This window comes from Psychrobacter sp. MES7-P7E (genome assembly GCF_002863645.1).
Lineage (GTDB): Bacteria > Pseudomonadota > Gammaproteobacteria > Pseudomonadales > Moraxellaceae > Psychrobacter.
In genome coordinates this window covers 1-25,702 of sequence record NZ_PJBU01000107.1, presented here as the reverse complement: position 1 = coordinate 25,702, position 25,702 = coordinate 1, and the positions used below count along the sequence as shown (strand labels likewise).

Annotated in this window: 17 protein-coding genes and 1 pseudogene; 5 read left to right on the top strand and 13 right to left on the bottom strand. The window is 38.8% G+C overall.

What is annotated here, in order from left to right; translation table 11 throughout:
* Positions 1 to 925 precede the first annotated feature (925 nt).
* Positions 926 to 1,384, bottom strand: coding sequence for a DIP1984 family protein (locus CXF62_RS10085; RefSeq protein WP_025651570.1), 459 nt, complete (start codon positions 1,382 to 1,384; stop codon positions 926 to 928).
* Positions 1,385 to 1,411: 27 nt separating this feature from the next.
* On the opposite strand from CXF62_RS10085, the pseudogene CXF62_RS15010 reads away from it, so the two are divergent.
* Positions 1,412 to 1,595, top strand: a pseudogene (locus CXF62_RS15010) (DDE-type integrase/transposase/recombinase); the annotation flags it as partial.
* A gap of 276 nt (positions 1,596 to 1,871) precedes the next feature.
* On the opposite strand, the gene CXF62_RS10075 reads toward CXF62_RS15010, so the two are convergent.
* The 4 genes from CXF62_RS10075 to CXF62_RS10060 form a co-directional block, all read right to left on the bottom strand.
* Positions 1,872 to 5,084 (bottom strand): tyrosine-type recombinase/integrase, encoded by a 3,213-nt coding sequence (locus CXF62_RS10075; protein WP_102094232.1) that lies wholly within the window; start codon positions 5,082 to 5,084, stop codon positions 1,872 to 1,874.
* Positions 5,077 to 6,573 (bottom strand): site-specific integrase, encoded by a 1,497-nt coding sequence (locus tag CXF62_RS10070; protein ID WP_102094231.1) that lies wholly within the window; start codon positions 6,571 to 6,573, stop codon positions 5,077 to 5,079. The genes CXF62_RS10075 and CXF62_RS10070 overlap by 8 nt, the downstream gene beginning before the upstream one ends.
* Before the next feature lie 157 nt (positions 6,574 to 6,730).
* A protein-coding gene (locus CXF62_RS10065; protein ID WP_102094229.1) for an IS3 family transposase occupies positions 6,731 to 7,896 on the bottom strand; the annotation gives its coding sequence in 2 pieces (ribosomal slippage) (positions 6,731 to 7,638 and positions 7,638 to 7,896; 1,167 coding nt in all).
* A 48-nt stretch (positions 7,897 to 7,944) separates the two neighbouring features.
* Positions 7,945 to 8,730 carry an HNH endonuclease gene (locus CXF62_RS10060; protein WP_185156642.1) on the bottom strand — a complete coding sequence of 262 codons (786 nt, stop codon included), beginning with the start codon at positions 8,728 to 8,730 and terminating at the stop codon, positions 7,945 to 7,947.
* A gap of 152 nt (positions 8,731 to 8,882) precedes the next feature.
* Here CXF62_RS10060 and CXF62_RS10055 point away from each other — a divergent pair, with 152 nt between their 5' ends.
* A complete protein-coding gene (locus CXF62_RS10055) occupies positions 8,883 to 10,349 on the top strand; it encodes a lytic murein transglycosylase (protein ID WP_102094228.1) in 1,467 nt (488 codons plus the stop codon).
* Between the two features lie 99 nt (positions 10,350 to 10,448).
* Here CXF62_RS10055 and CXF62_RS10050 read toward each other — a convergent pair whose 3' ends face one another.
* The 7 genes from CXF62_RS10050 to CXF62_RS10020 all read right to left on the bottom strand — a co-directional run bounded on the left by CXF62_RS10050 (position 10,449) and on the right by CXF62_RS10020 (position 22,167).
* The gene (locus CXF62_RS10050) at positions 10,449 to 11,288 is read right to left on the bottom strand and encodes a hypothetical protein (RefSeq protein WP_102094226.1); all 840 of its coding nucleotides are present in this window, start codon (positions 11,286 to 11,288) and stop codon (positions 10,449 to 10,451) included.
* A 151-nt stretch (positions 11,289 to 11,439) separates the two neighbouring features.
* A complete protein-coding gene (locus tag CXF62_RS10045) occupies positions 11,440 to 12,450 on the bottom strand; it encodes a tetratricopeptide repeat protein (protein WP_185156641.1) in 1,011 nt (336 codons plus the stop codon).
* Between the two features lie 86 nt (positions 12,451 to 12,536).
* Entirely contained in the window at positions 12,537 to 13,646 is a 1,110-nt protein-coding gene (locus CXF62_RS10040; RefSeq protein ID WP_102094223.1) for a hypothetical protein, read from the bottom strand.
* Positions 13,643 to 15,157 carry a hypothetical protein gene (locus CXF62_RS10035; RefSeq protein WP_102094222.1) on the bottom strand — a complete coding sequence of 505 codons (1,515 nt, stop codon included), beginning with the start codon at positions 15,155 to 15,157 and terminating at the stop codon, positions 13,643 to 13,645. The genes CXF62_RS10040 and CXF62_RS10035 overlap by 4 nt, the downstream gene beginning before the upstream one ends.
* Positions 15,157 to 16,302 (bottom strand): hypothetical protein, encoded by a 1,146-nt coding sequence (locus CXF62_RS10030; protein WP_102094220.1) that lies wholly within the window; start codon positions 16,300 to 16,302, stop codon positions 15,157 to 15,159. The genes CXF62_RS10035 and CXF62_RS10030 overlap by 1 nt, the downstream gene beginning before the upstream one ends.
* A gap of 10 nt (positions 16,303 to 16,312) precedes the next feature.
* Complete coding sequence (locus tag CXF62_RS10025; RefSeq protein WP_102094218.1) at positions 16,313 to 21,508, bottom strand: tubulin-like doman-containing protein; 5,196 nt, start codon at positions 21,506 to 21,508, stop codon at positions 16,313 to 16,315.
* A gap of 131 nt (positions 21,509 to 21,639) precedes the next feature.
* Entirely contained in the window at positions 21,640 to 22,167 is a 528-nt protein-coding gene (locus CXF62_RS10020; protein ID WP_102094217.1) for a hypothetical protein, read from the bottom strand.
* A 719-nt stretch (positions 22,168 to 22,886) separates the two neighbouring features.
* Here CXF62_RS10020 and CXF62_RS10015 point away from each other — a divergent pair.
* The 3 genes from CXF62_RS10015 to CXF62_RS10000 all read left to right on the top strand — a co-directional run bounded on the left by CXF62_RS10015 (position 22,887) and on the right by CXF62_RS10000 (position 24,135).
* Positions 22,887 to 23,243, top strand: a complete 357-nt coding sequence (locus CXF62_RS10015) for a TM2 domain-containing protein (RefSeq protein WP_102094215.1) — start codon at positions 22,887 to 22,889, stop codon at positions 23,241 to 23,243.
* A 391-nt stretch (positions 23,244 to 23,634) separates the two neighbouring features.
* Positions 23,635 to 23,823 carry a hypothetical protein gene (locus CXF62_RS10005; protein WP_102094214.1) on the top strand — a complete coding sequence of 63 codons (189 nt, stop codon included), beginning with the start codon at positions 23,635 to 23,637 and terminating at the stop codon, positions 23,821 to 23,823.
* Positions 23,824 to 23,877: 54 nt separating this feature from the next.
* Positions 23,878 to 24,135 (top strand): hypothetical protein, encoded by a 258-nt coding sequence (locus tag CXF62_RS10000; protein WP_145990552.1) that lies wholly within the window; start codon positions 23,878 to 23,880, stop codon positions 24,133 to 24,135.
* A 156-nt stretch (positions 24,136 to 24,291) separates the two neighbouring features.
* Here CXF62_RS10000 and CXF62_RS14745 read toward each other — a convergent pair.
* A partial coding sequence (locus CXF62_RS14745; protein WP_185156640.1) for a hypothetical protein occupies positions 24,292 to 25,702 on the bottom strand: 1,411 nt, incomplete at its 5' end.

The following is a 25,702-nucleotide window of genomic DNA, read 5'->3' as shown; positions in this document are numbered from 1 at the left end:
TCTCCCCTTGCGTCGGGGCGAAGCAGTGCTTCGCTTAATCCCTCCTCATTTAGGATATCTTTCTCTATCTTAAGCTGTCTGACTTCTCGCTCAAGCTCTTGTATGCGGCTCCGCTCATTATCGTCGACTGCTTATTCGATAAAGATGGCAGTTTATTAGAAACAGCGCAGGTTAAATAACTTCCAGTATAGCTATGGAGCTGTAGTAGATAAGACTTTAAATAACACACCTTTTTCTCAAACTTTTAAGCTGCTCATGCTGCTGGCCATTTGCTCAGCCAGTTTTTTAATGTCAGATTGAGTAGTCATTGCTTATTCTCCTGCTATTGGATTATAAGTAGTTACACAGTTTTTAGGAAAAGCTTCTCAATCTGGCATTAAGTTACTGATTCATTTCGGGTATACCCGAGTGGAAACAGCTATATCACCCTTTAAGCCCATTGATAGACCGTTTAAAATAGACTAATGCAGTAAAACCACTTCAAGCGTACTATTATTACGCCTATAATCTATTGTAAGTATGCCTATGATAAACCGATTTCACTGGTTCGGTACCCTAGTGAGGACTTGAATGGAGTCGTGGATTAGAGAGGTTTAACACGGGGTGTTGAGTTTGGTAAATGCGTAGTACTCGTAGATGACGCTCTTGATAATCGGCGTATCAAGAGGCATTAAACGTAAAGTTGAAACCGACTGTCAGTATCTGGTAGTAAGGTCTAAGTAGTACCTTGTGAGCTGTGACGTGTTCGGGGCATAAGTAGTAAAAAAAGCGTCTACCCGCAACGCATGACAAACACTACAGTATGTTTTCAACCCCCTGTTGTGTAGGTAAGGGGTCTGACACTCGCCCAATCGGTTCCAATAGGTGGTTCTATTCATTTATGACTATAAGAATAGAAAATTATAAATTTAGTAGTCTACAAATCTTATTCAACAAGGTTAATTTGCCAGTTATTGGCTTGAATGACAATATTAATTTTGCGTAGTTTCATCGCCAGGTCATCGGCTTGCTTTTGTAACCCAGCTACTGAGACCATAATATTCCATTTAATTTCACGATGACTATAACGATCTGCCTCAGTGTCGGTCGCTTCAATTGCTTCAATTAATAGTTTGTGGCGCATCTCCAACGCCTCGCGTTCAACCAATAGCGTCAGCATTGATTGATCTTTATCCGTCTTAGCAACTGCATTGGTACGGTGAATACGTTCAATCAAAGTAGATAGCTCAGTAATGACTTGACTAGCCTCAATCATTAGATGACTTGGATCTTCATTTGGCGTATCGCCTTCTTGAACTTTAGCATTACTACGAATACGTCCTTTAATTTGAGCAAGTTTTTTTTGCATATCGCTACGAATAAGTAGGGCTTCTGCGAGTTTCATTTTTAGCTCCTTTTAACACCTTATTAGTATACTGCGTTTATTATAGATGTGTTTGTCCGTAGTATTGTTGGCTGGAAGGTGTCTAATCGTATGAACATCGATATGATGATGGCAGCGTTAAATCAAGCCATTGCAGACAGAAACAACCCAAAAGACGTTATTCATCGTAGTGATAGAGGCGTTCAGTATTTATCTATTCGTTATACTGATCAGATGGCTGATTCTGGCGTTATTACCTTTGTTGGAACGCGGGTAATTCATATGATAATGCATAGTACGATTGGTTATGTATCACCTTTTGAGTTTGAAAAGCAATATTATGATAGTCTTAATGAGTCAGGCAAAGTTGCCTGACTCAAATAAAACGCTCTCCGATATAGTCGGGGCGGTTCAGTTAGAACAATGAGCTATGCCGTCAAATCCGTAGACATTAACTTGGGAGATTTTAGTTAGGCAATCTAAATTTACAATGCTGGCTGTATCAGACTTATTCTTCACTATCCTGTTCAAGCAGTATTACTAACATCTCACCCAAAAATTTCAAGACGCCGGACGACTCATAAGTAGCTTGTTTTTCAGATTTGGATTTCATTTTTCTGACAATTCTAACTTCAAAGCCTACACAATTTTGGTTGGCTTCCACCCTAATGGCGCTATCTAGTTTATACTTTTTCTTGAAATCTCTAACCTCTTTTGCGCTACTAGAAGTCAGTTGCCAATGGTGAGGAGCAATAATTTGACACCCTATCTTCAAGAAGTCACCCAATAACTCATGTTGAGATTTTTTAATGCCAAATTTTAAGTAAGATCTAGAGGTAATGTGCTTTTGCTTATAAATACTGACAAACTCTCGTAATTGATCAGGTTTCTGTACGGACAGGTTATAAGCGTTATCCAATGCCGTGGTAATAATGGCTTGAGCAGTTTGACCTTTAACTTGAGTGATGAGCTTGTCGTTATTATTTAAGCCACTTGCGTTTTTGTATAACTCTCGTGCATTGAGTAAATGAATACCGTGTTTTATTGCTATATTTTCCAACTCTTTTTCACGCAGCTCAGGTCTGAGTCTATCTATCTCTCTTAGAAAACTAATAACAGCATCGTACCTTGCATCAATAAAAACAGAGTGCTGCATCCCCTCACCTTCAGCACTCCGCTGAATAAGTTTGGTGCTCACATCGGGTGCTGTAAATAAAGGATTGTGATGTGCTTTTAGCTTTTTTGCAAAATAAGGCCTTAATTTTTTTAACGCTACTGTCTTAGTAGATTTATCATAGGTAGTTTTATCGTGATAATTGACTGTCTGGTAATCTATACCAGTTGTATTATGTAGTACGGTAAAAGGTATTTCAATTTTAGCGTTGCTCAGCTGCGACCCTGCTAATAGATGTGCAGTATGGATGTAATGTTCAAAAGTTGTGTCACAAGTCAGATGACCTACGAAGCTCGCTAACCCAAACCAAGCACCTTGATTTTGATGATAACCTGCAAGACTATCAGCGATGTTCTGGCATTCCTGTTGGGTATAGTCCGTCATCACCTCTGCTAATGCCGAATCATTGATAGCTAGCGCTAACTGACTGATTGCCGTATGCCTGAAGCTATGAAAAGTATAATTGTGATTGTCTTGCCCAAGCACACCATCCCATAGCACTCTCATCAAATTGCTAAAAAAATACGTTGGTAATGGCTGCTTACTCACGCCTTGTGAAAACAAATAGGACACCCCCATTCTTTGTTGCTGAGCAATAAACGACGTCACTACCTCTAACTCATCTTTCTTTAAAAGCGCCGCTAATAATACTCTTCTTTTAGCACTACTACTTTTAAGACGTAGATAAGGGTTTGGCGTCAGTACAACGCTAATATCCGAGATACCTTTTACGTTCTTGAGTTTTATACCTGCAATCTCATTAATACGCATGCCAGTACGATACGCTAGAATCAATATCGTCTGGCATAACAGCTTTTGACTACTGTTCAATTCAGATACTTGTAGTGCGCTGTGCATGGCATTATATACTCGAGGTGATACCATACTCGCTTTGACGACCTGCTTGTTTTCTCCCCATGCAAAAACCACGTCAGGAGCATCGAAATACTCCATCTGATATTGATGAAAAGTGCGTAATCGCCCATAGGTATAAGATTGGGTGTTTTTGAGCTCATCTAAGCTGGTGGATTGTTGACCCTCATTTTTTGAGTCGTTACTTTCGTCTAGCACCTGCACTAGATTAGGTACTGGATCAACTAAATCATTATCTTTACCATTCTTTATATCGTCATCATCAAGCTCAATATCATCTCGATCATCGATCGGGCCTTTCTGCAAAATATCTTTTTTACGTGCATCTTTAACTTTACTTAGAATGATTTGCTCATATATTTCTTCATAATCATTGGTCCCCCATCCTTCTAAATCTTCATCCATGGTCAACATAAGCCATTCACGCCCAATACAACCCACATATTTACTGACGGAGTTTAGATTGGTTTGATTGCCTTCTAATAAAGACAGCACCCAACCAAGTAGACGTATGGCATTGGGCTGAGGAAAGTCATTTTTCACGTTGTTAATAGTATCTTTAGCAGATGCTCGAGTCCCTTTCAGTCCCTCTTGAATGAGCTGAATTATATTCTTGCTAAAAGCGGGATAGCTTTTACTGGGCCTAGAGGTATCGTTCGATGATGTGCTTTGAACAAACAGCTTTTGCCAAGTAATAGCTGGTTGGGTACTTTGAATAACTTCTTGGTTATAATTAAGTAATTGCTCAGTAGGTAGTGACGTACTTTTAAGTTGTCCTTGCATGACTAGACTGCCAGCGCCATCGATAGCACTACCAGGCCACTGCCGCCAATGAAAATTAGCGTATTTGATAAGATGTGATAAATGGATTTTTTTTGGATCTCGGCAAGTAAGTTCAAACGTATTGTTCAATCCTTTGATAATCGTCTCAAACTGCTGTATTTTACGCTTATTTATATCAGTATCACCTAAAGCGTATAGAAACATAAGACTTAGGTCATCAGGAACATAAGATATATAGCGAGTTAATGCATCATCGTTGCCATCAACTCTGCAACCATATTTGTCATCTCTGATCTCTAAAGGGATCACGAGCAAGATTTTATTAGCATTTAACTTCTGATGAGGTTCAGACTGTTTTTTTAGATTCACAAGATATAGTTTTCGCTCGCTAAACAGCCATTGATATAGCGCTCTTAATGCATCGATATCATTTAAACCACCGAACATGATACTACTATACAAAAAATAAGAGACATAATCATTAGCACTGAACTTAAGCTTACGTTGCCAAGTTAGTTGCATGGCTTTCCACGTCTCTGAAATTTTTGAGCCTTCAACAAACCACTCATAGCTAATGGTGAGTTTATCTCGTTCGGCCACAATAGGAACAACAGGTTCATCTAGCGCGCAATTGTTACCTTTGTTATAAGTTCTGACGGCTTGTAAGAACCCTACTCTTGCACAGCGGTATTGATTGAATGTCTTGAAAGTGTTTGATAGCTCATTATCGATAGTACAATAATGCTCTTCCATATCAGATTCATTAAAGGGGTGATGTTTATATAAATATTCAATGACAATTTCTTCAGCTTTACTGATTAATACCTTTTTTTGCTGCTGTAAATTAGCAGCTCTTTGCTCGTGCGACGATAACTCTGATGATTTAGCCATAGCGCTTGATCTCCACTTGCTTAAGATCGAGTTTTTGTGCCACACGATCTAACTGAGGCAAGAGCTCTGTTCTGTACTGATTGATTGATAATGAGGACATCGGATGAAATATCTCTTGGTCAGCATGTTCATGACCCAATAGGGCACAAACGTACACTTCATCTACTTCATTGGTAAGCATCGAACGTAACTGATGTCGCAGCCAATTATCTTGATGAGGAAGAGCTTTATCCACTGCTCTTCTGATGCGTTTTGGCGTGATAGGCATAAACTTTTTTGGATTTAGGCTAAGTATCTGTAAAAAAGGTACTTTTGATTGCAAAATCTTGTTGATTTCAAGCTTGTATTCCGGATATAAAGGATTATGCACACTAGCAAAGTGTTTGATATAACTGATGTAGTTTTTTAGCGCCGTTTTCAAAAAAGTACTGATAGGAATAAGGCGGCCGTGGTCTTTGCCTTGCCGTATGGACTTATCTGAAACCCAATAAATATCATGACTAAAATTAAATTGATTTAAAAATCCAGGTGCGTCATTGACAGGTCTTATGCCTGTTTGAATCTGAATGATGTGCCAGAGCCATAAACCATAAGCATTAAATTGCTTGATATATTCGCTTCTAAGGTCGTTTGTACCATGATCTAATTGTTGCCTATCTCCTTGCACACGTTCTGCAAGCAGTGCGAAAAACTGACCACAAACCTTGTCAGTCAGTGCCATTTCACTACCAATGAAGGTTTTATTAACATTGCTAGCGACAATTGGCATGTCCACAAGATAAGGATATTTGTTAGCTTGCCATAATTTATAGTTTTCTGGGTTTAGCAAATGTGAGACTTTTTTAGTTTTATTGGTTCTACAGTAGTTAATAGTCCTAAAGCTTTCAAAAAATTGATTGCTTAGTATTTTAATTGCAGCTTGATAGGTACTAATCAAATAAGATGTTTCTATACTGGTATAGTACAGCGGTGATGAATGCTCCACCTCGACCCCTGTAACGATGTCTGAGTGCAATGGTTCGCTGATATGATGAGTAATAATGAATGTTAGCGCTGATTCGATGTGCTGATTTGATAATAAAGATAGAGATTCTTTAATCGTTTTTAAGAGTTGATTGACCTCGGTTGTTTCCACTTCAAATTTATACTGTAATACAACGTCTAAGGGTGCTGGCAGCGGTAAACTAAAATGATGACTATGACTTTTGGTAAGCGGCTTTACTTTATCGCGCCGATTGACGGTGACATTAATACTATTTCGAATCACAGTAACACCACCCTCTTCTTCCACCAAAAACTGTCTTTGACTTTTGTTAGTGGCTACCTCCTTGATCACAGTCTGAATTGACCTACCGGTTATCATTGATAGTAACAAGATAGCAGCGACCCGATTAGTACGCTGCTCTTGATCAAATATCAGTTCCCATATTTTTCCAAAAACCGACTGATAATCAGATACCGTTAATAATCTGGTATTACTGGGAAACATAAATCGATTACGTTTACTATGCAGGTAATTGGTTTTGACTTGACACTGCTGTAGTTGCGATGATTTAGCTGTTGTTTTAGTCGGGTTAAACTTATTGTCTAACAGCGCTGATGGCCCCTGACGTCAAATCCGTACAGTTAAACTTGGGAGATTTTAATTACGCAGCCTGATGATAAAAGTCAAACCACATCTGCCTTGGCGATCTATAGCCTAAACCCTTTTGAATTCTCGTCTGATTGTAGTAGAGCTCGATATATTGTGTGTTATCGCTGATCGCTGTAAACCTTGTTTTATAGTCCTGATGGTATACAAGCTCATTCTTTAATGTACCCCAGAAGCTTTCTATGGGTGCGTTATCAAAGCAATTACCTTTGCCACTCATTGAGCCTATAAACTGGTGCTGTTTAATGATTTTATGATACGCATGGCTACAGTATTGACTACCTCTGTCTGAGTGCACAATTAACCCTTTATTAGGTCGTTTGTTTTTGATTGCCATATTTAGTGCTTTGCAAACTAAGTCAGCAGTCATGCGTTTGTTGATAGCGTAACCGACCAACTCTTTGGTATATAAATCTTTCACTCCTGCTAAGTACAGCCAGCCCTCATGTGTCCAGATATAAGTAATATCGCTAACCCAAGACTCATTAGGGCGACTGGTGTCAAACTTCTGATCGAGCACGTTTGGATAGACCAGTTTGTGATGATTAGAGTCAGTGGTGACTTTAAAGCGCTTATGACGACGGCATTTGATGCCAAATTCTTCTTTGATGCTTCTGACCATGTATAGACTAATATTATGTCCTTGTCCGCTTAGATACGCATGCAGACGCTCAAAACCGTAGCGTTCGAGGGTTTCACTGTGCGCGGCTTTAACCAATAACTCGCACTGATTACGATGTACCTGCTGACAGCTGATATGACGACCTAGCCAGTCATAGTAGCTTGAGGGTTTAACCTGTAGTACGCGGCACATGCTACTAATGCTAAAGACTTGCTGGTTGTCTTTGATAAAGGCGTACTTGACTAGCTGTTTTTCGCGAAGTACGCCGTCGCCTTTTTTAATATCTCGCGCTCCTCTTCAGCCACTTTAAGTTGCCGCTTGAGCTGCTTTATTTCCTGAATAGCTGCCATAAGCTCAGGATCATATTGTTCTGTGCCGATAAGTTTGCCTTGATTGGCTTTACTGTGCCAATTAGTTAAGGTCTGCATGGCGATGCCAAGCTGCTTTGCGGTCGCTGAAATATTGCCGTTGTTGTCTGCTATCTTTTTAACAGCTTCGGCTTTAAATTCGTCACTGTAGGTTCTTACTTTCTTGGTCATGATAAACTCCGGTTAATACGCTTAGTTTACCAAGTTTAGTTGTACGGTTTATTCAGCATAGCTCATCGTGTCAATTGGATATTTCGACCAAGGAATAAAGTGATCAACTTCGATATTGTTTCTCAAGGGTTTATGACAATAGAAGCACTGTCCCTGCTGAGTATCAATCAGTATAGGTATTAATACTTTTAGACTTTGGCGCGATTGATTAAACAAGAACTGCTGCAAATCAATATCATCACTAAAATGTATTTGATTACGACTGTTCTTGCGTACGAACTCTGTCCAGTATTGCTGACACAGCTTGTTAACTATTTTACCAAAGCGTGTAAAACAGTATGCAACACCAGATTTTAAAGTTATTACCTTGGATTTTGAGTCATAAACATATAAGAACTCACGACTAACTTTGTCCTCCGCACTTTGCAGATACCTTGCAGGGTACTTTTTGATAGTCGAGGAAATATCTTTGATAGTGGATTGCCATAGTTTGATATTTTGTGTGTGAGCTATAGCTAGACTGGTTGTCTTAGTTTTATGCTGCAAATCTAGAATGCTATTAATAACACTAGCCTGCCCTGTTGTACTGCTTTGTCTGAGTACAGAATTACTACTTTGATCTGAGTATGGTAATGCTTGTATCCAGTAAAGCTGTATAAATTGCTCTGCTAACTGCTCATAAGAAATACTGTGCTCACTGTCATCATTAATTCCAGACTCTATAGACAGATTAACCATTGCCATCAATAAGGCAAATTTATAGGTCGAGGTATATGAGCTAGATGCAAGCAGCCACTGAATACGTCTTAAAAAGTTGAGCTGGAATTCTGCCATGGGCACAATCGTTATCCTTAAAATTCAATATTTTGAGAGTCTCATAAAATTGCAAAAGCTAAATAATGTTTAAATCAAAAGCTCTTTGAATAAAGTAATTGGGTTTCTGCTAATATATGGCTTTTTAGTTTATTATTACTGAGTAATTAATAATGCCATTGTATACCTTACCCACCATCTCACGCTTATCACTAGCACTATCCCTACTAGCCGTGACCAGCAGCACTTATGCAGCTAACACGAACAGCATAACCCCGATTAGACCTGCTGTTGATAATCAACAACTTACAGCCTGTTTAGACAATTTGGCTCAAAAAGGTGTATTCGCAAGCGTCAAAGACATTTTTGCTCGGAATCGCCCTACTGAAGTAGACTCTAGCGTATTAGAAGCCCTAAATTATCAGCCAGAATTCTCTAAAGAGCCATGGGATTACCTAGCCAGCTTAGTGGACAAAGAGCGCGTTGTTGACGGTATCGCTGCAAGTGAGCATTATGCCGCTGTCTTAGCAAAAATCGAAGCTCACTATGGGGTCAGTCGCTATGATGTGCTCGGCGTTTGGGGAGTAGAATCGGATTTTGGAACGACCTTAGGCAAAAAAGATGTGATTAACTCATTAGCGACCTTATCTTGCTTTGGCCGTCGTCAAAGTTATTTTCGCGGGGAATATGTCAGTGCTCTAAAAATATTAAAGCAAGGCGATATTACTAAGTCTGACTTTAAAGGTTCATGGGCAGGAGCGTTTGGGCAAACTCAGTTTATGCCCTCTACTTTTTTACAGCTCGCACAAGATTTTGATGGCGACAATCGTAGAGACTTAGTTAATAGCCAAGCCGATGCCCTAGCCTCAACCGCTAACTTCCTAAAAAGTAGTGGCTATCAAAGTAACCAACCTTGGGGCTATGAGGTCCGCTTACCTTCAGATACGAACTTTTCAAACAATCGTAAAAATAAAAAATCAGTATCACATTGGAAAAACATCGGCATTACTCTGCCAGATGGTAGCGCATTACCTGATACCTTATCTTCGGTAGGTTTATTTTTACCCGCTGGTAAACAAGGGCCCGCATTTTTAGTGGGCCGTAATTTTGATGCATTTTATGCTTATAATGCCTCAGAAAATTACGCGCTAGCGATTGCCCATTTATCACAGCGTATTGAACAAAAAAATACCGATGTGAATTTTGCCAATGCGTGGCCAACTGACGATCTGGGCTTGAGCCGTAAAGAGTCTCGCGAGGTTCAAGAATCATTAAATTTACTTGGCTATAATATAGGTGAAGTCGATGGCATTATTGGAGATAAAACACGCCAAACGATTCAAAAATATCAAGTAGATATCGGTATTAAGGCCGATGGTAAAGCGGGCAAAAAAATATATCAGCGACTCATGGCCAGTACTTCTAAACTAAGAGAGGCTGCCAAAGTACAGGCCAAAATTAATGCTGAAACTAAAACTGCCGTCAATTCGAACTCACAAAGCACAACCCAAAAGCCATCTGACACAAAGTCCAGTTACGGCTTGTCTAACTTATTAGAGAATAAAACCTTACTTTCTATTCTTATTAGCCTGTTAATTGCCCTAAGCGTTGCTATCTTTATTAACAGAAAGCGCCAATAAACTAACTTCAGTAGGTAAAAATCATCTCCAAACAATGGGTTCCGTCCTGTAACCCATTGTTTCAAATTTAGGTCATAGTGTTTAGCTTAATCAAGTCAATTAATTACCACCAAATATTTTTCCTAACATAGATAACACGCCCAAAATGAGTAGAATATAAGCAATTATCTTAAAACTATCTGTTCCTTTCTTGGTATTAGCTGATATTGTATTGTATTGCGAAGTTATCGTTGATTGCATTGGTATTGACGTAATATTGACATGATCAGGAACGTCCTCTGGCTGTACGAATATATTTTCAAGCTTAACTGGGTTAGATTGATCCAGAGCAGGCTCTGGTTGTACATCAATATCTTTATTAGCCCTTAGTAGCTCCTCTTTACTGATATCTCTTTTCCTAAGTAACATCGAGTGCCACTGCTTATTTACTTCTTCTTTTATATTTTCACGAAAATACTCAAAGCTTGAATAGTTAACTTTACCGATATTTAAAGCGATATTAGAACTATCTTCCATCTCTGGCGCGACCCAAAGTTTAAAAAATATTAAATTGTCTTTGATATGATAATTATGAGTTTCTCCATCATGGGTCATACGAACAAAAGCATCTATCGGCTGTTTTGAGTTACTTTTAAAGCAAATAAAAATCTGTCTTACTTCGTCTTTGCTAATACCTCTATTAAAACCCTTATCCAAATTTATCGAATAATGACTGTTAAGCGTGAAGCCTTCTACTAGACAATCTTTTCTTACCTTTTTAGTCACTTCATTTTTATCGACTATATCTAGCGCATAGTTTTCTGAATTAATCCTACTAAAATCAAAATAGTTCAATTCAATGTCAGCATCATCCATCAAATGATGCTGAATAAAGACACCGTATTCTATATCGAGATTATCGACCAGTGCGGGTACATATAATAATAAATTAAATTTCATTAATGGTTAATTCCTAATCAACTATATTCACTACAAAGTAGGCTAATGCCATTAAGCTATCTACAATACTGGATACTTAAGAGGTGCACTAAATCGTTACGACGATAAATATAAACTGTAATTCATCGTCATTATTAAGCGCCTAGATATTTTAATAGTTCAAGCGGTTCATAGCGGCAACGGCATCAGGCTCACCAAGCTTTGCAGATTCACTATACCAATCCATAGCTTGGTCAATATTTTGTTCTAACCCATTACCATATTCATAGCGCAAGCCTATAGCATACATGGCTCGTTTGTGTCCAAGCTTTGCAGACTCCATTAGCAACCTAACCCCTTCTTGTTCATTTTTTGGCATACCGCCTGTGCCATTTAGGTAGTAGACCGCTACTGCATAAATTCCTGAAGCACTATTTAACTCAGCCGCTCTTTTATACCATCTTGCCGAAGTTTCTAAATCTTTTTCAACGCCTTTACCGATACTATAAAGGTAAGCTAAGTTAGTCATAGCACGGGGATAATTAGCCTCAGCAGAGTAACGATGCCACACTACCGCGTAATCAAGATCCTCGTTAACACCAAGCCCTTCTCTATATATCCACGCTAGCTGATTCATTGCTCCTGCATGACCTTGATTTGCTGCTCGTTCAAGCCAATTCCTAGAAAGCTCATAACGCTGCACTTGATAATAATATGTGCCTAATAAAAACATTGCGTTAATATTTTGGCTATTTGCTAAGCTATCAAGGCTATTGAGTGACTCTATATCAAAGTTGAAATTATCGAGCCATTCTTCAAATATACTGACGTTTCTAGATTGATTTTTAACGTTGACAATTGTATTTGCTAGCAAGATTGGCGCATAAGGATTGTTATTGTTATCTATCAGACTCTGATAACGCTCTAAACGCTCCATATCGTTAGGATATTGTTCATCTATCAAAGCTAATTCATTTACCCATTCAATGTTCTGTTCATCTATTACACTAGTGTCTGCCGCTTGCATATCTGCTTCAGCGTCAGCTACAGCCACTTCAGCGTCGGCCCCTGCCTGTGACTCTCCTGGCTCACCAATATCATATAGCTCATTTGACTCAGTATCATCATAGTATGCCTCATCATAGTATGGATCAGAATCAAAAGCTCCTGAGGCAATGATCATGAGAAAAATACCTGTAAAACTCATTAATGTATATTGAAGATTTTTATTCATTAGAATTAAGCCATATTACATTGTGTGATGATTGTTTAAAAAATTACTGTTGTCACTTTTAAAATGTCATTATCTTGGCATTCAAGAGCATGCCACTTCTGATGTGTCCACATTTTATCTAAGCTAGTCGGTCGCTGTATGCAATATCCAATACCATGGCTGATATTATCAGCAACGCTCTTTACAAGACCCATGACCATAGTATGTCTAGGTGGTCTATCATCCACCACCATATTACTGATACCTTGTCCACTGGTCCAAAACACAATGTTGAACTCGCCGCCTATCTTATCTGCTAAGCTTTTGGGTAATCTGGCAAGCAAGGTGTTTTTACCGTGCACTCTCTCCCAATCTTTAAAACCCTCTACCAAGTCATCTAGGTCTTGTTTGGAAAAGATGCCCCATATCACATCAGCATTTTCTGTGCCTAATATCTCTAGGCCAATACCATCCGAACTATTAGCGACACTGGATATATCTTGTCTACTTTTAGCCTCTATGATAGGTTCTTTGGCAGCTTTCACTTCTTGAGTAACTACTGATTTCTTTACCACCTTAATATCTTGGGTAGATGTAAGTTTTTTAGTAGCTTTAGGCTTTTTAATGGAAACAGGTACTTCAGTGCCTACAGTCTGTTCAGATTGCCCTTGAATCTTTTCTAATAACCCCTGAAAGTTTTCAACCCCTCCCAAATCATCTTCTAAATCTACATATTTTTGTGAAGGAATTTTAGGATACATTTGTACAAAAATTCTATTAGACGCTCGAGACTCTACATCCTTTAGATCGCTGAGTGGATATACCGTTTCAAGACCAACTTCGACATGCCTAGCAGCTATCCATAAATAAACGTACTTTAGTTTGGGTTGTAGTTGTCGTAGCTTATTGAAGTCCATGAAACAGGAAATGAATAACGATAGATTATATTTAATCGGAATATCAGACTCACTAAAACCACTAAATGGCGCTTCTTCACGTATTAAACGTAACCAACTTTCTTCATTATTACCTAAAGTATTAATATCTATGACACCAATTGACGTTCGATCTTTATACTCTAAAATAAGACGACATTCAAAGTCATTACTGTCTAGCTTTTTTTTGGCTGATAATTGCCATAACACGCACACATCATTACTGGTCATATACTTGGGTCACAAATTAAATTGATATTAATCGTGCGCGGATATAGATCTTCAATATGTTGTTTAGACTTATTGGCAAGACTAGATATCAGCTGGTTATATTGAAAGGTTTTATCAACTAAGTTGCTACAGTCATCATCCGAGTTACAGCCGTCTCGCTCGATGGAATATTGTGTATAGTAGCTGGTGTTGATAGAGCTGCTGCTTGCAGCGTATTGCAAGTCTATTCCTTGAGCGCTTTTTTGTGCCTCCGCCATCCCAGAGCTGACGCCGATACATGCTTTTTTTGCTTCTATAATGGGAATAGATAAATAGTTATCTATCACCTCAACCGTTGCGGGTGCTTTTGGCACGATACTGTAGCCTGTCTGTAGCGGTAAATTCAGCCTTAAAGTACTGCCTGTTTTGGAGCGGAAAAGTGCACCATCCGCACAAACCTTGTCACGATTAGTTTTGGGGTTGATATAAGGATAAAATATAATGCTGTCTTTATCGCCCCAGCTAACATCGTAGCATTCTTTTTGCTCATCACTGAGTGCGCTGTTAGGGTCAAAGGCGCTGATAAAGGGCTTTAGCTCGTCCATAGATAAATCAATCACATTTTTCGGGCTGATGATGGGTGCAGGCGAGCTAAAAGCATCATAGCTTTTGGCATCGTCTGTCAGAAGCCGTAATTGCGGTAAGAACTCAGCTTGCGCGATGACGCTATTAGAATGTTGGTTTTGGGCATTAATCAAGGTTTGTTGGATTTTTTCGATCTGCTGCGCACTAGAATGTTGCTTGGCTAACCAAAAAAAGTGTAAATGCTTTTGCGTCTGCGCAAGCGTTTTAGTTGCATTATTTACCGTGTAATAAGTTCCTACAAAGGGGGCACGTAGCGAAACTATTCCATTAGATAGTGCAGAACCTGAATTTTCAGTATTGACATAAGCACTCAAAAAAGCATCATATTGATTTTCAAAGCTCGTTCTTTCTGCTGGCAAAAAGTGCATATCAGATACTATGGCAACAGATCTCTCCTGAAGCTCTGGCTGCTCTCTATAGTCTTGCAGAATCAAACCCAGCTCAGTATATTGACCATTAAGATCGCACTTACCTTGCATCAATTGGTTTTCAAAAGTCTTAAAAGGTATATAAACCGCCTTATCTGATGACTCTTCCTGCATAAATATTAATAGCCGATCATCCGTTCTAAGTACTGATTGAATTGACTGCACTAGCTTAGTAATAGGTAGCGTATTCTCAGTAGTATTCAGTTCAGCATTAAAATATCCACACATGCTTGCTGAGCCATCGATAATATAATCAATCGGTGATGGGCTATTATTTTTGGGCAATATATCCAAGTTCAACGGTGGCATTACGTTAGGCTTAGCACTGACTTTTGCTTTAGGCTCTGCAGGCACAATTACGTCAGGCTCATCACCACAGCCCACCAAGGAGCTTGCCAGCATTGCAATGAATAGCGCTGCACTAACACCACGAGTAGACGTTAATTGATATAATCGCATTAATTACTCTCCAAGGGCTTTCCGATTACCTCAAGTGAACGCTCCGTGCGCTGGGCTTGATACCAAGCTTTATTAACCCAAACTGCAGATAACGAGTTTGGCTTTTTATAACAATAAGCAAAGCCCTGTCTATCAGGCTTAGTCAAGCTAATTACAGCGGCCCGCATGGTATTTGACGCCAGCTCAACAGAATCAACACCATCACTCCCTACCCATAATTCAATCTTATAGCTGAGATGATCAAGCTTATGCTGAATATCATTAGGAACGAGTTCGCGAACTTCGGTGTTGCCACGATTTGTTTTAAACCAGGTAGTGATACTATCAGACAGCTGCTGAAGATCTGCTGCATTAAGGTCTTCAATGTCGGGTTCCACCATGAGCTCATCAATAACGGGTAACACAGCACCAAGAGCAACGCTAGTACTATCATCAACCTCAGTATGCATAGCAAGCTGTTGGTTAAGATTAGCTTCGAGCTCTGCATTCTTAATTTTAGCTTGTGCTAATTCTTTCTTAGTACCAGCTAAATTACTGCTCAACATTTTTTGCTTTTGGTTTAAATTTCGATTCTCAGCATTAAGACTACTGATTTTTCTAAAAAGTAATAACCCTCCTCCCAAAAGCAGTAAAGCTAATCCACCAATTAACAGATAATCAGTGTTCTGCCAAAATGGCATTTCTTTAGCAATTTCTGGTTGTTGTTCTATAGCTTTTTCTTCGGTGTTAGCAGAGTCAAGCTCATTGACGCTATCCAAAGCTTTCGTAGTACTGGCAGCGTTATTACCATCGTTAGGCTTAGCATCCTCACTCGGCTCCTGCGTTGGAACGCTCGTAGTGGCTGTATCATTGTTTTGTGTGCTTTCATTACTATTAGAATTCAAATCAGTCATTACAGGGTCTGAGGTAGCGCTATTCGATAACTCTCCCTTTTTTAAGCTCAGATTTTCATTAGTAAGTTCATTAACCTTACTTTTAGAGCTATCAGTAATATTTTCTGCATAAGTTTCTGTTGGCAGCTCATTTGTTTCTGCTATAGCTGATAAAGGCAATAATAATGCGCCCAAGCTAAGCGAGATAACAACCTTAGTTTTTACCAAATTTTTTAGCATAACACCCTCAGAGTTACCAATATTGTTTTTCATAACACTATTCCTAGTTACCCTGTAACTTCTGCATCATTGCTAAATTGAAAGTCCAGCGATCCGTACCGCTACCTGACCCATTCAAATACATGGCATTGACATCATAAAAATTCTTATTGCCGTATTTATTATTGATAAACAGGTACGCTACTTTTTCGACATCAGTATTCCAATACCTTTCGGTATAAGGAAAGAGTGTTTCTAACACTGGCAGTAAGTTTTCTTTATCGAGTAGATTGTCATTAAGACGCGGAACGCTCACGTCTTTATCGTAATCAACCAATATTGGGCTATCTGTAGTATTCTTATCAAACATATTAGGCGGATAGAGCATTTTAGGATGTTCTAAAGGACTACTGTCTTCATTATCATACATTTGATCTGCAATACCACCCGCACCATCACGAATCATACTTTCTTTGCTGTTTTCACTATAGCTAACATTAAGCTCTATCTCATCCCAACCCATAAAGTCAGCAAAGACTGTCTCCCAGACTCTTGGTGCATAATGACCTTGGCTAATAGTAGGATGTGGGTGAGTGTCATGGCTAAAGTAGTCACTCAGCTTAAAGCCATTACCTTGCAGCACTATATTTAGTCTTTGATTCTTTAACTGATCGATAGATTTAAAGCCTGCCTGCTGTAGCAATAGCTTTATTTTTACAAATATGTATTCATAAATACTCTCAAAGAACATCTCTGCGACTTTTGCGACCTCACCTGGATCACTTGGCAGCTCATCAACGATACGAATACCATTACGAATTTGGAGCTTCATAACTGACGCTAACAAAGTCTCATAATATGCTGCATTGTCACCTTCTGACTTCATGTCTATTTTATGCTCTAAGAACTTGCGAATCGGGCTATTTGTTGGCGTAAGCATGGCATTTAATAAATCATTCCCTGCCCATTTAATACTGCTTGAGTATTTTAAGCGCTGTATCGCCTTATCATAGTCCTCATATGACAGCTCAATATCAATGTCTGTCGTGCCACCGCCCATATCAATAATGACATAAGACTCATTGGGATTAATCATCGACATCTGTAGCGCTGCTTCGGTCTCGGATACTTCTATAACCTCAGGCTCTTTAATAGCAACTCCCGTACTATCTGCTAACTTGGCCAATATGGTTTTCATATCACGTGCGTAAGTATTGGCAAAGGTAGTATTTTCAAACATAAAGGCATCAGGGCGCGTGACATATACATAGTCCATATCCGTAACCCCAGAGAACCTTAAGCGGGCAAATACCCCAATCAACATCTGCTCGATATATATCGAGCGCAGTCTACTAGATAAAGGGTAATCACTGCCGCTCGTCTCTTGTGGCCACTTAATATTGCCATAAATACGCTGAATGTCATTGGTCTCAAGCAAGCTATTAAAGAACCTAATACGCTCATCATCTGAGTTTGAAACCCCTAAAAAGTCACTACATAAAGGGGTAAAAATAGGTGCATTCAGGTTAAGACCGTTGATAAGCACTTTGCCTTTATCAGCACCTTCCTTCATAGCCTTTAGCTGCACGTCAGTCTGATTACTACCATCAGGGTTGGTACGATTACTTAAGCCTAATAAAACCTCGCTAGGGATGGTATAACTGGCACCCTTGCTTACATTCGCTTGGCGCTGTAAGTAATATGCGCTGCGGTTTTTTAGCCATTCTTCTTGACCTTTGATATCATCGGCTTCTGAATAGACCAACCATTCCATTCTAGGTTCCTCAGCAGTATTGGCAAGATTCAGGTTTTCGCGCTTCACTTGTCCTTGGTCTTTATGTGCTTTTGCCATACAGGTATTAGACGTACCAAAATCCAAACCAATACATCTAATATGGCTACTGCCTGACTTTAGATTATCATTCAATATAACTGGCTGGGTCGCAATGACAGTATCGCCACAAGACAGCTCTATGATGGCAGGGACAAAGTCAACTTTTAAGGGAATAGCATCAAAGCCAAACACTTTAGATTCTGTTAAGTCTTGAGAATAGACCGTGACGGTCATTTTATCTGAGCCTAAAGTAGTGTGAAGCTTGTTGGCTAAATCTTCATAGACGTTACGCTTTTCGATATCCACAGTGATAAAGTAGTATCGCCAACCTTCAACTTTAAAATTCGGCCAAACGCCAACACCAAATGCTAAATCATAAGGAGTGATCGCAATAGTGGTTTGATTACTATCATTTCCATAGGGAAATTCCATCCAGCCTAGATCTGGCACATATAGTTTAGTATATTGTACTGAGCACTCATTATTGCTTTCACCATTGAATTTGACTCGGGTATGGACAGCCTCACTATTGTCAGATAAATGAGCGATTACTTCAGAGTCCAACCAATATTCTTTTTTGACGGGTAAAAATTGCTCAATATTGACCACGTTACCGTTATTGTCTGGCAGTTTATCTAACATGACCACTTGCGGATTTTTAATTAAATAGCTACTGGTTTTGACTACAGACTTAGAAGTACCTATCTCGCTAAGTGTCACAACATTACGACAGCCTAAGTTGAGCGCAGGATTCATAGGCTCAACGACACTCGGTGGCGCTGGTGGCGGCAAGTCAGTCAAGATACCTGTCAAAGCCGTTAACAATAAGTTTTCATGGGCATTTTTATTAGCGCTTGGGCTATTTTTTAGTCTTGTCTTTAGCACACTTAACTGCCCGGCAAAGAACTTATCTAACGAGCTGATTTTATTTTTATCGCCGCTTGTTTTGCGTGAAAACAGATCAGCATATCGGTAACGCAGACTTGGTAGTTGCATGCTTTGTAGCAAGCCAGCAAAGTACTCTTGAGCGGTGTTGTTTGCCGCCAAGCACCAGTAATAGCCGTTCCATAAAAATAATGGTGTGCGCTCTGAGTCATTAGTCACTATCATACCAAGCTCACTGTCTGACCAATTTTGGGTCAAAAGCTCACGCTTGAGCCAACGGTGATAGGCATTATTATCGTCTAGTGCAATACTAGTATAAATCACCTCTGTCGAGCCGCTAATAAGTAACCAAAACGCCGCTTCAATCACACGCTGAGCATATAAATACAAACCCTGATCGGTACTTTGGAATTTATTAGCCACTATCTTGTAATAGTCGGTTTGATTTTGCTCTAATAACTGCGAGACAGTAATATCACTTTGAATCTGTAGTCGCCACTTCTGTAATAAAAATGCCGCCAAGATATTAGGGACACCTTGCGCAATACTCTCATCTAACTGAATCGTATTGATAAGATTGGCAGTCGTTGATGTAGGCGACAAGGCATCCAACCAACGCAGTGTCTTAGGATGTTCTATATCCATAATATCCAAGGCAGCTACATCCCCTGCTAACTGCAAGTCCCAATCCATCGCACCGTAATGAGCAATATTACCTTTTTGTTGTTGCATCTGTAATTGGACTTGGCTGATGGATTGAGCGGTATTATCATTATTACGATAATCTGCAAAGGTCTCACCAAACTCTTCTGAAGGTCTAACGTATTTATTAAGGTTTTTGAATACTAAGCTGCCAATATTGCTAGCCAATTGAGCGTACTTACTCGCATCCGTGCCGCCTTGATCAACAATAGTATTAATCTTAGCTTGCAGTGTGGTATCAATGCCACCTTGGTCATTAAGAATGGTTTTTTCTAAGACTTTCATCGCGCACGATTGCCACAGCTCATCTTTTTCAAAGCCTGTCTGATCGTTTGCGCCAACCAGTTTTGACCATAATGAATTGGCATTGTCAGCGCTACTAATATTATTATATGCCCTAAATGCAGGAATAATACCTGAGGCATTATTATTATCATAATCATGCTTAGACAACCAAGTTAAGCTACTCTGATATTCTTTTTGCTCAAAAGCTAAGGCATCTTTTAGATTTGTTGCGACGACCTTGGGTACAAAAGTCACAGATTTCAGGCCGAACCATGCTTTTTTGCTCTCATGGCTCACACCAAAGCGCTGGCTAATCTCTTCGAGCAGCTTATGAACCGTATCATACTGCGCGGCTGAATCCCCTAATACCGTATGATTAATGCTACCCTCAGAGTAGCCATTAAGCACTTCTATAAAGGCTTGCATCACTAGGATGCTTAAAGCGTTTTTAATCAACAACATCCAAAGACTGGCAACGTCTTGGTCTTTTGAGAAATCCTTAAATTGTAGAGCTGCCGAAGTATGCGGATGAAACTGACCTTGGCGTATCTCATGAGACAGCTGAGTCATCGGCATATATAGCTCATTTGGCGCAAAGTGACGCGCAAAGCTATGCTGTACTGCATTTGCGGCTAATAAGTTGACCACGTGCGTATGTTCAGGTTGGTCAAAATCGCCGGCACTTGGCCGCTGAATACCTTGCCACATACTTCCTGACTGAATAAAAATAGAGCTAACGGCATTATTACTATTAGACTGCAACTCATGTTGGAAGTTTCGCAGCGCAAAAGCAGTATTACGTTTTAATTTACCTGTATCAAACGCGCTTCCCGTCGAGCCATCTTCACCCGGTTTTAGCTGGAACCAAGGAAGCGTGGCAACCGTAGCCAAATTGACAGTACTGCCTGATCCTGAACTATTAATAATCTCATTAAAGGTTCGCGCCAAAGTCGGAATAATACCACTACCTGTACCGCCAAATACTGAGCCGACGATGACAATATTACAACCTGCCGTATTAATACCTGTCACATCATCATCAAATAACGATAAGAACTCTTGCTGGAGAAGCGCCTTATTAGCCGTATTTACTTTGCCACTACCATCAAGTACTCGTCCAAGCTTTTCACCAAAAATAGTTGAGCCTACTTTTGGATTGGCATGCATACCCTCTGAGACTTTGATGTTTAAGTCCTTCTCATAAAAAAAGGCTTGAATCTCCTCCGTCGTCTTACTCTTTTGTGCCAATAGTACGTTTTTGACAGTCAATTCACTACTAGAAGATAGACTCTGGCTATAAGGGCGAATAATATCAAAATTAGCCTCTCGAGTTTTATTATCGATGCCTCTATGGCGTAGATACTCATGCAGACTTTGGATATCGGGTACTAGCTGGCTACGGCGATTAGCAATCTGTTGCGATTGTGCATCAGCATCGATAATATAAACGTGAGGAACCTCTACCGCTCCGGCGTTGCCTAATGCTAACACGCGCAAATAGGCGTGAATAATATGCTGACCTGAACCACCAACCCCAATAAGTACATTTGACACGGCAAACTCCTGCTAAATTTAGACAATATAATATTTTTATCAGATAAAAGAATGATACGGATGCTTTTTGGCGCAAAAGCCGTATTGATAGCAGTGGCTCACTTATAATGTGCCTAGCCTATCAATCATAGCTATCTATTATTGCCGTATAAGAATTTAGCAGTGACCAGTAGATAAATAAGTATGCTCATCATCATAACGACTAAGGCACTCACTATCAGGTTACCCAAAAATAGCGGCGTGGTGAAAGGTAAAAACTTAGTAAATAACACTGACTTAATATTCATACAGACTTTTATATTCAAAGGATCTGATATCACGGCATAGATATTTGGCTTGATACATGAAGCAGCTGACTTTTTAAGCAAAAAGTTTGGCAATATAAAGAGTAGCGCAGCAATACCAGCGGCATAACCGGCATAAACCAGCTTGGCGCGCTTGACTGTAATGCGAGGATTACGCCGATTGCGATGAAACAGTATCGCTGCAAAAACTACGCTGATAAAAATAGATATAAAAGTAATAGCGACATAAAAAGCTAATTGGCCAGTCTGCTTAAATGCAGGCGCTAACTCATTCATCTCTAAAATCATCAAGCCGCTTACAATAGCGACAATAACACCAGTGATCAAAATGGTTTTTATTACTGACTTATTCATGAAATCCTCGAGACGATAAATATCGTCAAATAGTAAGTTATGCAATAAACGAGTAGAGATTACGTGGCAGCTGGTAGATAAAGTTGCTAATAGTTATATGTTGCAATCTGGTGCGAAAAATTCATATTAAAAGTTGAGTAATAACAACTATTATCGAACTACAATCTCAAGGGCAAAAAAACCCTATTATTTCGGTTGACCTGTGCAGCTGTAACTTTTGAAACAATTTTGCGACCTTAAATTACTCGATCCGTACATAGATATCGTGCAATTCTACTTGATTAAAGTATTTTTTACTATAGTTCCCCGATATTTGTTTTATAATTATTTGAATTAATAAGTTCAGTAGTACTAGTTGCTATTTTTCAACAAAAGTGCATAATATTAACAAAATGTAATTTTCCAGGAACTTAAAGTTAAGTATTGACAAGTCAACATTATATAAAAATAGAATATTTCTTATCCTTTAACTGATACTTAAACTCGACTCAGTAATTTTCAGCGCCCTAAAATTGCTGAGCTAAGAGATAGTCATTAATTGGATATTTATATTTTTGAAAGAATTTTTTAAGAATAACTAACAAAAACACCAGTATAAAATGGTCAATGACTTAATTTTTCGCATTCGTTTTTAGAGTGTATTGACGTAAAAATAGTTTTTGAATTTTTTTATAATCTATGACAATAAAGAACTATCTTTTTATTTAGGGAATGTATTTATGAACAATGTAGCTGCTCAAAGATTTAAAAATGAAAACGAAAAGTTTTGTAGCGATTGTGCAGCTAATATCAACGTGAAAGCTGAGATTTGTCCTAAGTGTGGCGTTAGGCAGATGGCAGTGTCAAACGGATTTGTATCAGCACAGAATGGTAAAAGTAAAGTAATAGCAGCTGTATTAGCTTTTTTCCTTGGTGGCCTTGGAATACACAAGTTTTATCTGGGTCAAATTGGAATGGGTATTATTTATTTACTATTCTGTTGGACTTTTATCCCTGCAATCATTGCATTCATTGAGTTTGTTATATTACTACTAATGAGTGACGCAGAATTTAACAGAAAATATGGTGGAATATAATTGAGCCACCTCGACTATATCGGAGGCCGTTCATTTGAGTCAGGTAAAGGCAGCAAGGCATGACGGGATTAGACTATCATAACTCTGCTCTTCAAACTTAAAGATGACACATAACCAATTGTATTAAATAGGAGCCCCTTGTATCTTAAAGTCAAAAAAAAGGTATAGATCCTAAGTTGGTTAGAAGCCTAGGAGGAAAAGAAGTGGGCACAAGCTAAGTCTCTACCCCAAGGATGGATGGAGAATAACTTAATCAAGCTACTCTATAATATGCGCTGTATCGATTCTATAAGAACTTAACTATATTAGATCATTTCTTTAAAATTAGATGGTAAGAGACGGTTAGGCATCTCTAATATGTTTTATTACTATCCTTTCTTATAGGTAAAAGATGAAAATTTTAATTGCATTATTAGTTGTTTCACTACTTGTTGGTTGCGAAGGTAACAACAGCTCAAACAGCATCCAACAAGAATCTAAGATCGTAGAAGCTCAGCCTGCATCAAGACCATCAAGCGGTGTTTATGAAGAAAGACTTGGAGGTCAGGATTCAATAGCTCCACTAGAAATAAAAACTTAGCCAGGGTCAGATTATTATGTTAAGTTAGAAAGTATAGCTAATCGTGATCATACAATGACTATGTACATTCATGGCGGAGATACAATCTCTGTAGAAGTACCTTTGGGAGGTTACCTAATTAAATACACATCAGGTGATACATGGTATGGTGAACAGAACGATGTGTACTTTGGTAGAGAAAGCTTTTTTCAAGCTGATGAAACTTTTAACTTTACCGATACAGGCAATCAAATATCAGGATATACGGTTACGCTATATCAGGTAGTTGATGGCAATTTACAGACTATGCCAATAGATAAAAGTCAGTTCTAATACTCAAGGTATTCTCTAATAGTGCGCTTACTAAACTGAACCGCCCCGATATTTTCGTATTCTCTCAGAAAGTTGAACCTTCGATATAGTCCAGACGGTCCATTACTCCAATCTGGACACTTTTCATCAAAATTATCTTGTTTAGTTGGTTTCTTGTTATCTAACTAGCTCAAAATTTACATCCACAATCAGCAGTAAATGCATCACATACTTCATTAGTGATGACGATGCACGGGTAGCTTCATTGTTCGTAGCGTGAATTATCTCTTCTTCTTTAGGATTGATTACTGACAATGAATAACCACTATAATAATCGTCATTAGTGAAATTTTTTGATAATTGACGATAGTCAGCTTTGAACTCTGTCGTTATTTCTAGCTTTTTTTCTTCATTCATTATTTTCTGATACCTTAACTCCTCTTTTTTAGGTTTTGTTATTTGCTTCATCTGGTAAGAACTGATATTTATACGCCAGTATCTAGCAGGTAGTATTTTTATGGCGATATCCAAATAGTCGTAGAAAACCTTCTTTTCCTTAAATGCAAAACGAAGGTCGCTATGTGATGAGTTAGCCTTTTTATAGAAAATTGAAAGCATACGTTGAACATGCTCTTTCGTCGGCTGTTTGAGATATAGATTTTCTAACTTAATAAAGCTTTCCTGCACGAGTTGCTGCTCTTTAGCAATGGTTGGCAGCGTTGGTGCTATCAATAGATGCCCTGACTTTGGCTGTTTGTACTTAGATATTAATTTATAATGAGCCTTGCCATGCTCATCAGCTGCTAGAAATAGCGCTCGATCATATAGCCTAACTGCATCTTCATATACAAAATGATATTGGGCAGCTTCAGACACCGTTTTACCTGCCTCAATCTCACTTAAAAACTCTTCAATCTGCCAACGCTCATACCTACCAAAAATAGGTGAAATATCGATACTCTCTTCTTCTATATTTGATGTAGAAAAATATTGCTTATTGTTATCAAGCTTTCTGATGTTTAACTCACGATTGATAAACTCGCGGATTTTTGTCAGATCAATACTATTCTGTTCAAAATTTAAGGCTTTTGGATTATGTTGATTAAAACTTCGACGTGCTTTATTTGTAAGTTTCATAACGACATCAACAGGCAGTTTCGTAAGCGCCTGGTTAAGTAAATGTGCTGAGATGATATCTACAGTATGTACGTATGAGCTAAAAGTAGTATCTAGGTCAGCATGTCCCGCAAACTCCATTAAAGCATCCCAATGATGACCAGATTTAATACGCATTTTTCCTAACAAATCCTCTCCGATACGCTTGGCCTCATCTTCGGTATAATCAGTAAAGATATTTAAAATTTCTTGACGACATCTCAGTATTACTGCCATATTAGAAATAGCATTATGGCGAAAGCTATGTAATACCAAGTGTTGGTAGTGGGGGCCAATGACCTTTTTAAATACTCGATCCACATTACCTCGATCTAATGGAGTCAACATCCCCTCAAGTGCAAATAAATATTTCCCTTCTTTTTTACTACGATTTCTCTCTATAAAATAAGTCTGAAACCCTTTAAACTCATCT

Excerpts from the sequence above, each read along its gene's own strand:
- CXF62_RS10085 (WP_025651570.1), bottom strand. The coding sequence starts at position 1,384 with ATGAAACTCGCAGAAGCCCTACTTATTCGTAGCGATATGCAAAAAAAA.
- CXF62_RS10075 (WP_102094232.1), bottom strand. The coding sequence starts at position 5,084 with ATGGCTAAATCATCAGAGTTATCGTCGCACGAGCAAAGAGCTGCTAAT.
- CXF62_RS10070 (WP_102094231.1), bottom strand. The coding sequence starts at position 6,573 with ATGTTTCCCAGTAATACCAGATTATTAACGGTATCTGATTATCAGTCG.
- CXF62_RS10060 (WP_185156642.1), bottom strand. The coding sequence starts at position 8,730 with ATGGCAGAATTCCAGCTCAACTTTTTAAGACGTATTCAGTGGCTGCTT.
- CXF62_RS10055 (WP_102094228.1), top strand. The coding sequence starts at position 8,883 with ATGCCATTGTATACCTTACCCACCATCTCACGCTTATCACTAGCACTA.
- CXF62_RS10050 (WP_102094226.1), bottom strand. The coding sequence starts at position 11,288 with ATGAAATTTAATTTATTATTATATGTACCCGCACTGGTCGATAATCTC.
- CXF62_RS10045 (WP_185156641.1), bottom strand. The coding sequence starts at position 12,450 with ATGATCATTGCCTCAGGAGCTTTTGATTCTGATCCATACTATGATGAG.
- CXF62_RS10040 (WP_102094223.1), bottom strand. The coding sequence starts at position 13,646 with ATGACCAGTAATGATGTGTGCGTGTTATGGCAATTATCAGCCAAAAAA.
- CXF62_RS10035 (WP_102094222.1), bottom strand. The coding sequence starts at position 15,157 with ATGCGATTATATCAATTAACGTCTACTCGTGGTGTTAGTGCAGCGCTA.
- CXF62_RS10030 (WP_102094220.1), bottom strand. The coding sequence starts at position 16,302 with ATGAAAAACAATATTGGTAACTCTGAGGGTGTTATGCTAAAAAATTTG.
- CXF62_RS10020 (WP_102094217.1), bottom strand. The coding sequence starts at position 22,167 with ATGAATAAGTCAGTAATAAAAACCATTTTGATCACTGGTGTTATTGTC.
- CXF62_RS10015 (WP_102094215.1), top strand. The coding sequence starts at position 22,887 with ATGAACAATGTAGCTGCTCAAAGATTTAAAAATGAAAACGAAAAGTTT.
- CXF62_RS10005 (WP_102094214.1), top strand. The coding sequence starts at position 23,635 with ATGAAAATTTTAATTGCATTATTAGTTGTTTCACTACTTGTTGGTTGC.
- CXF62_RS10000 (WP_145990552.1), top strand. The coding sequence starts at position 23,878 with ATGACTATGTACATTCATGGCGGAGATACAATCTCTGTAGAAGTACCT.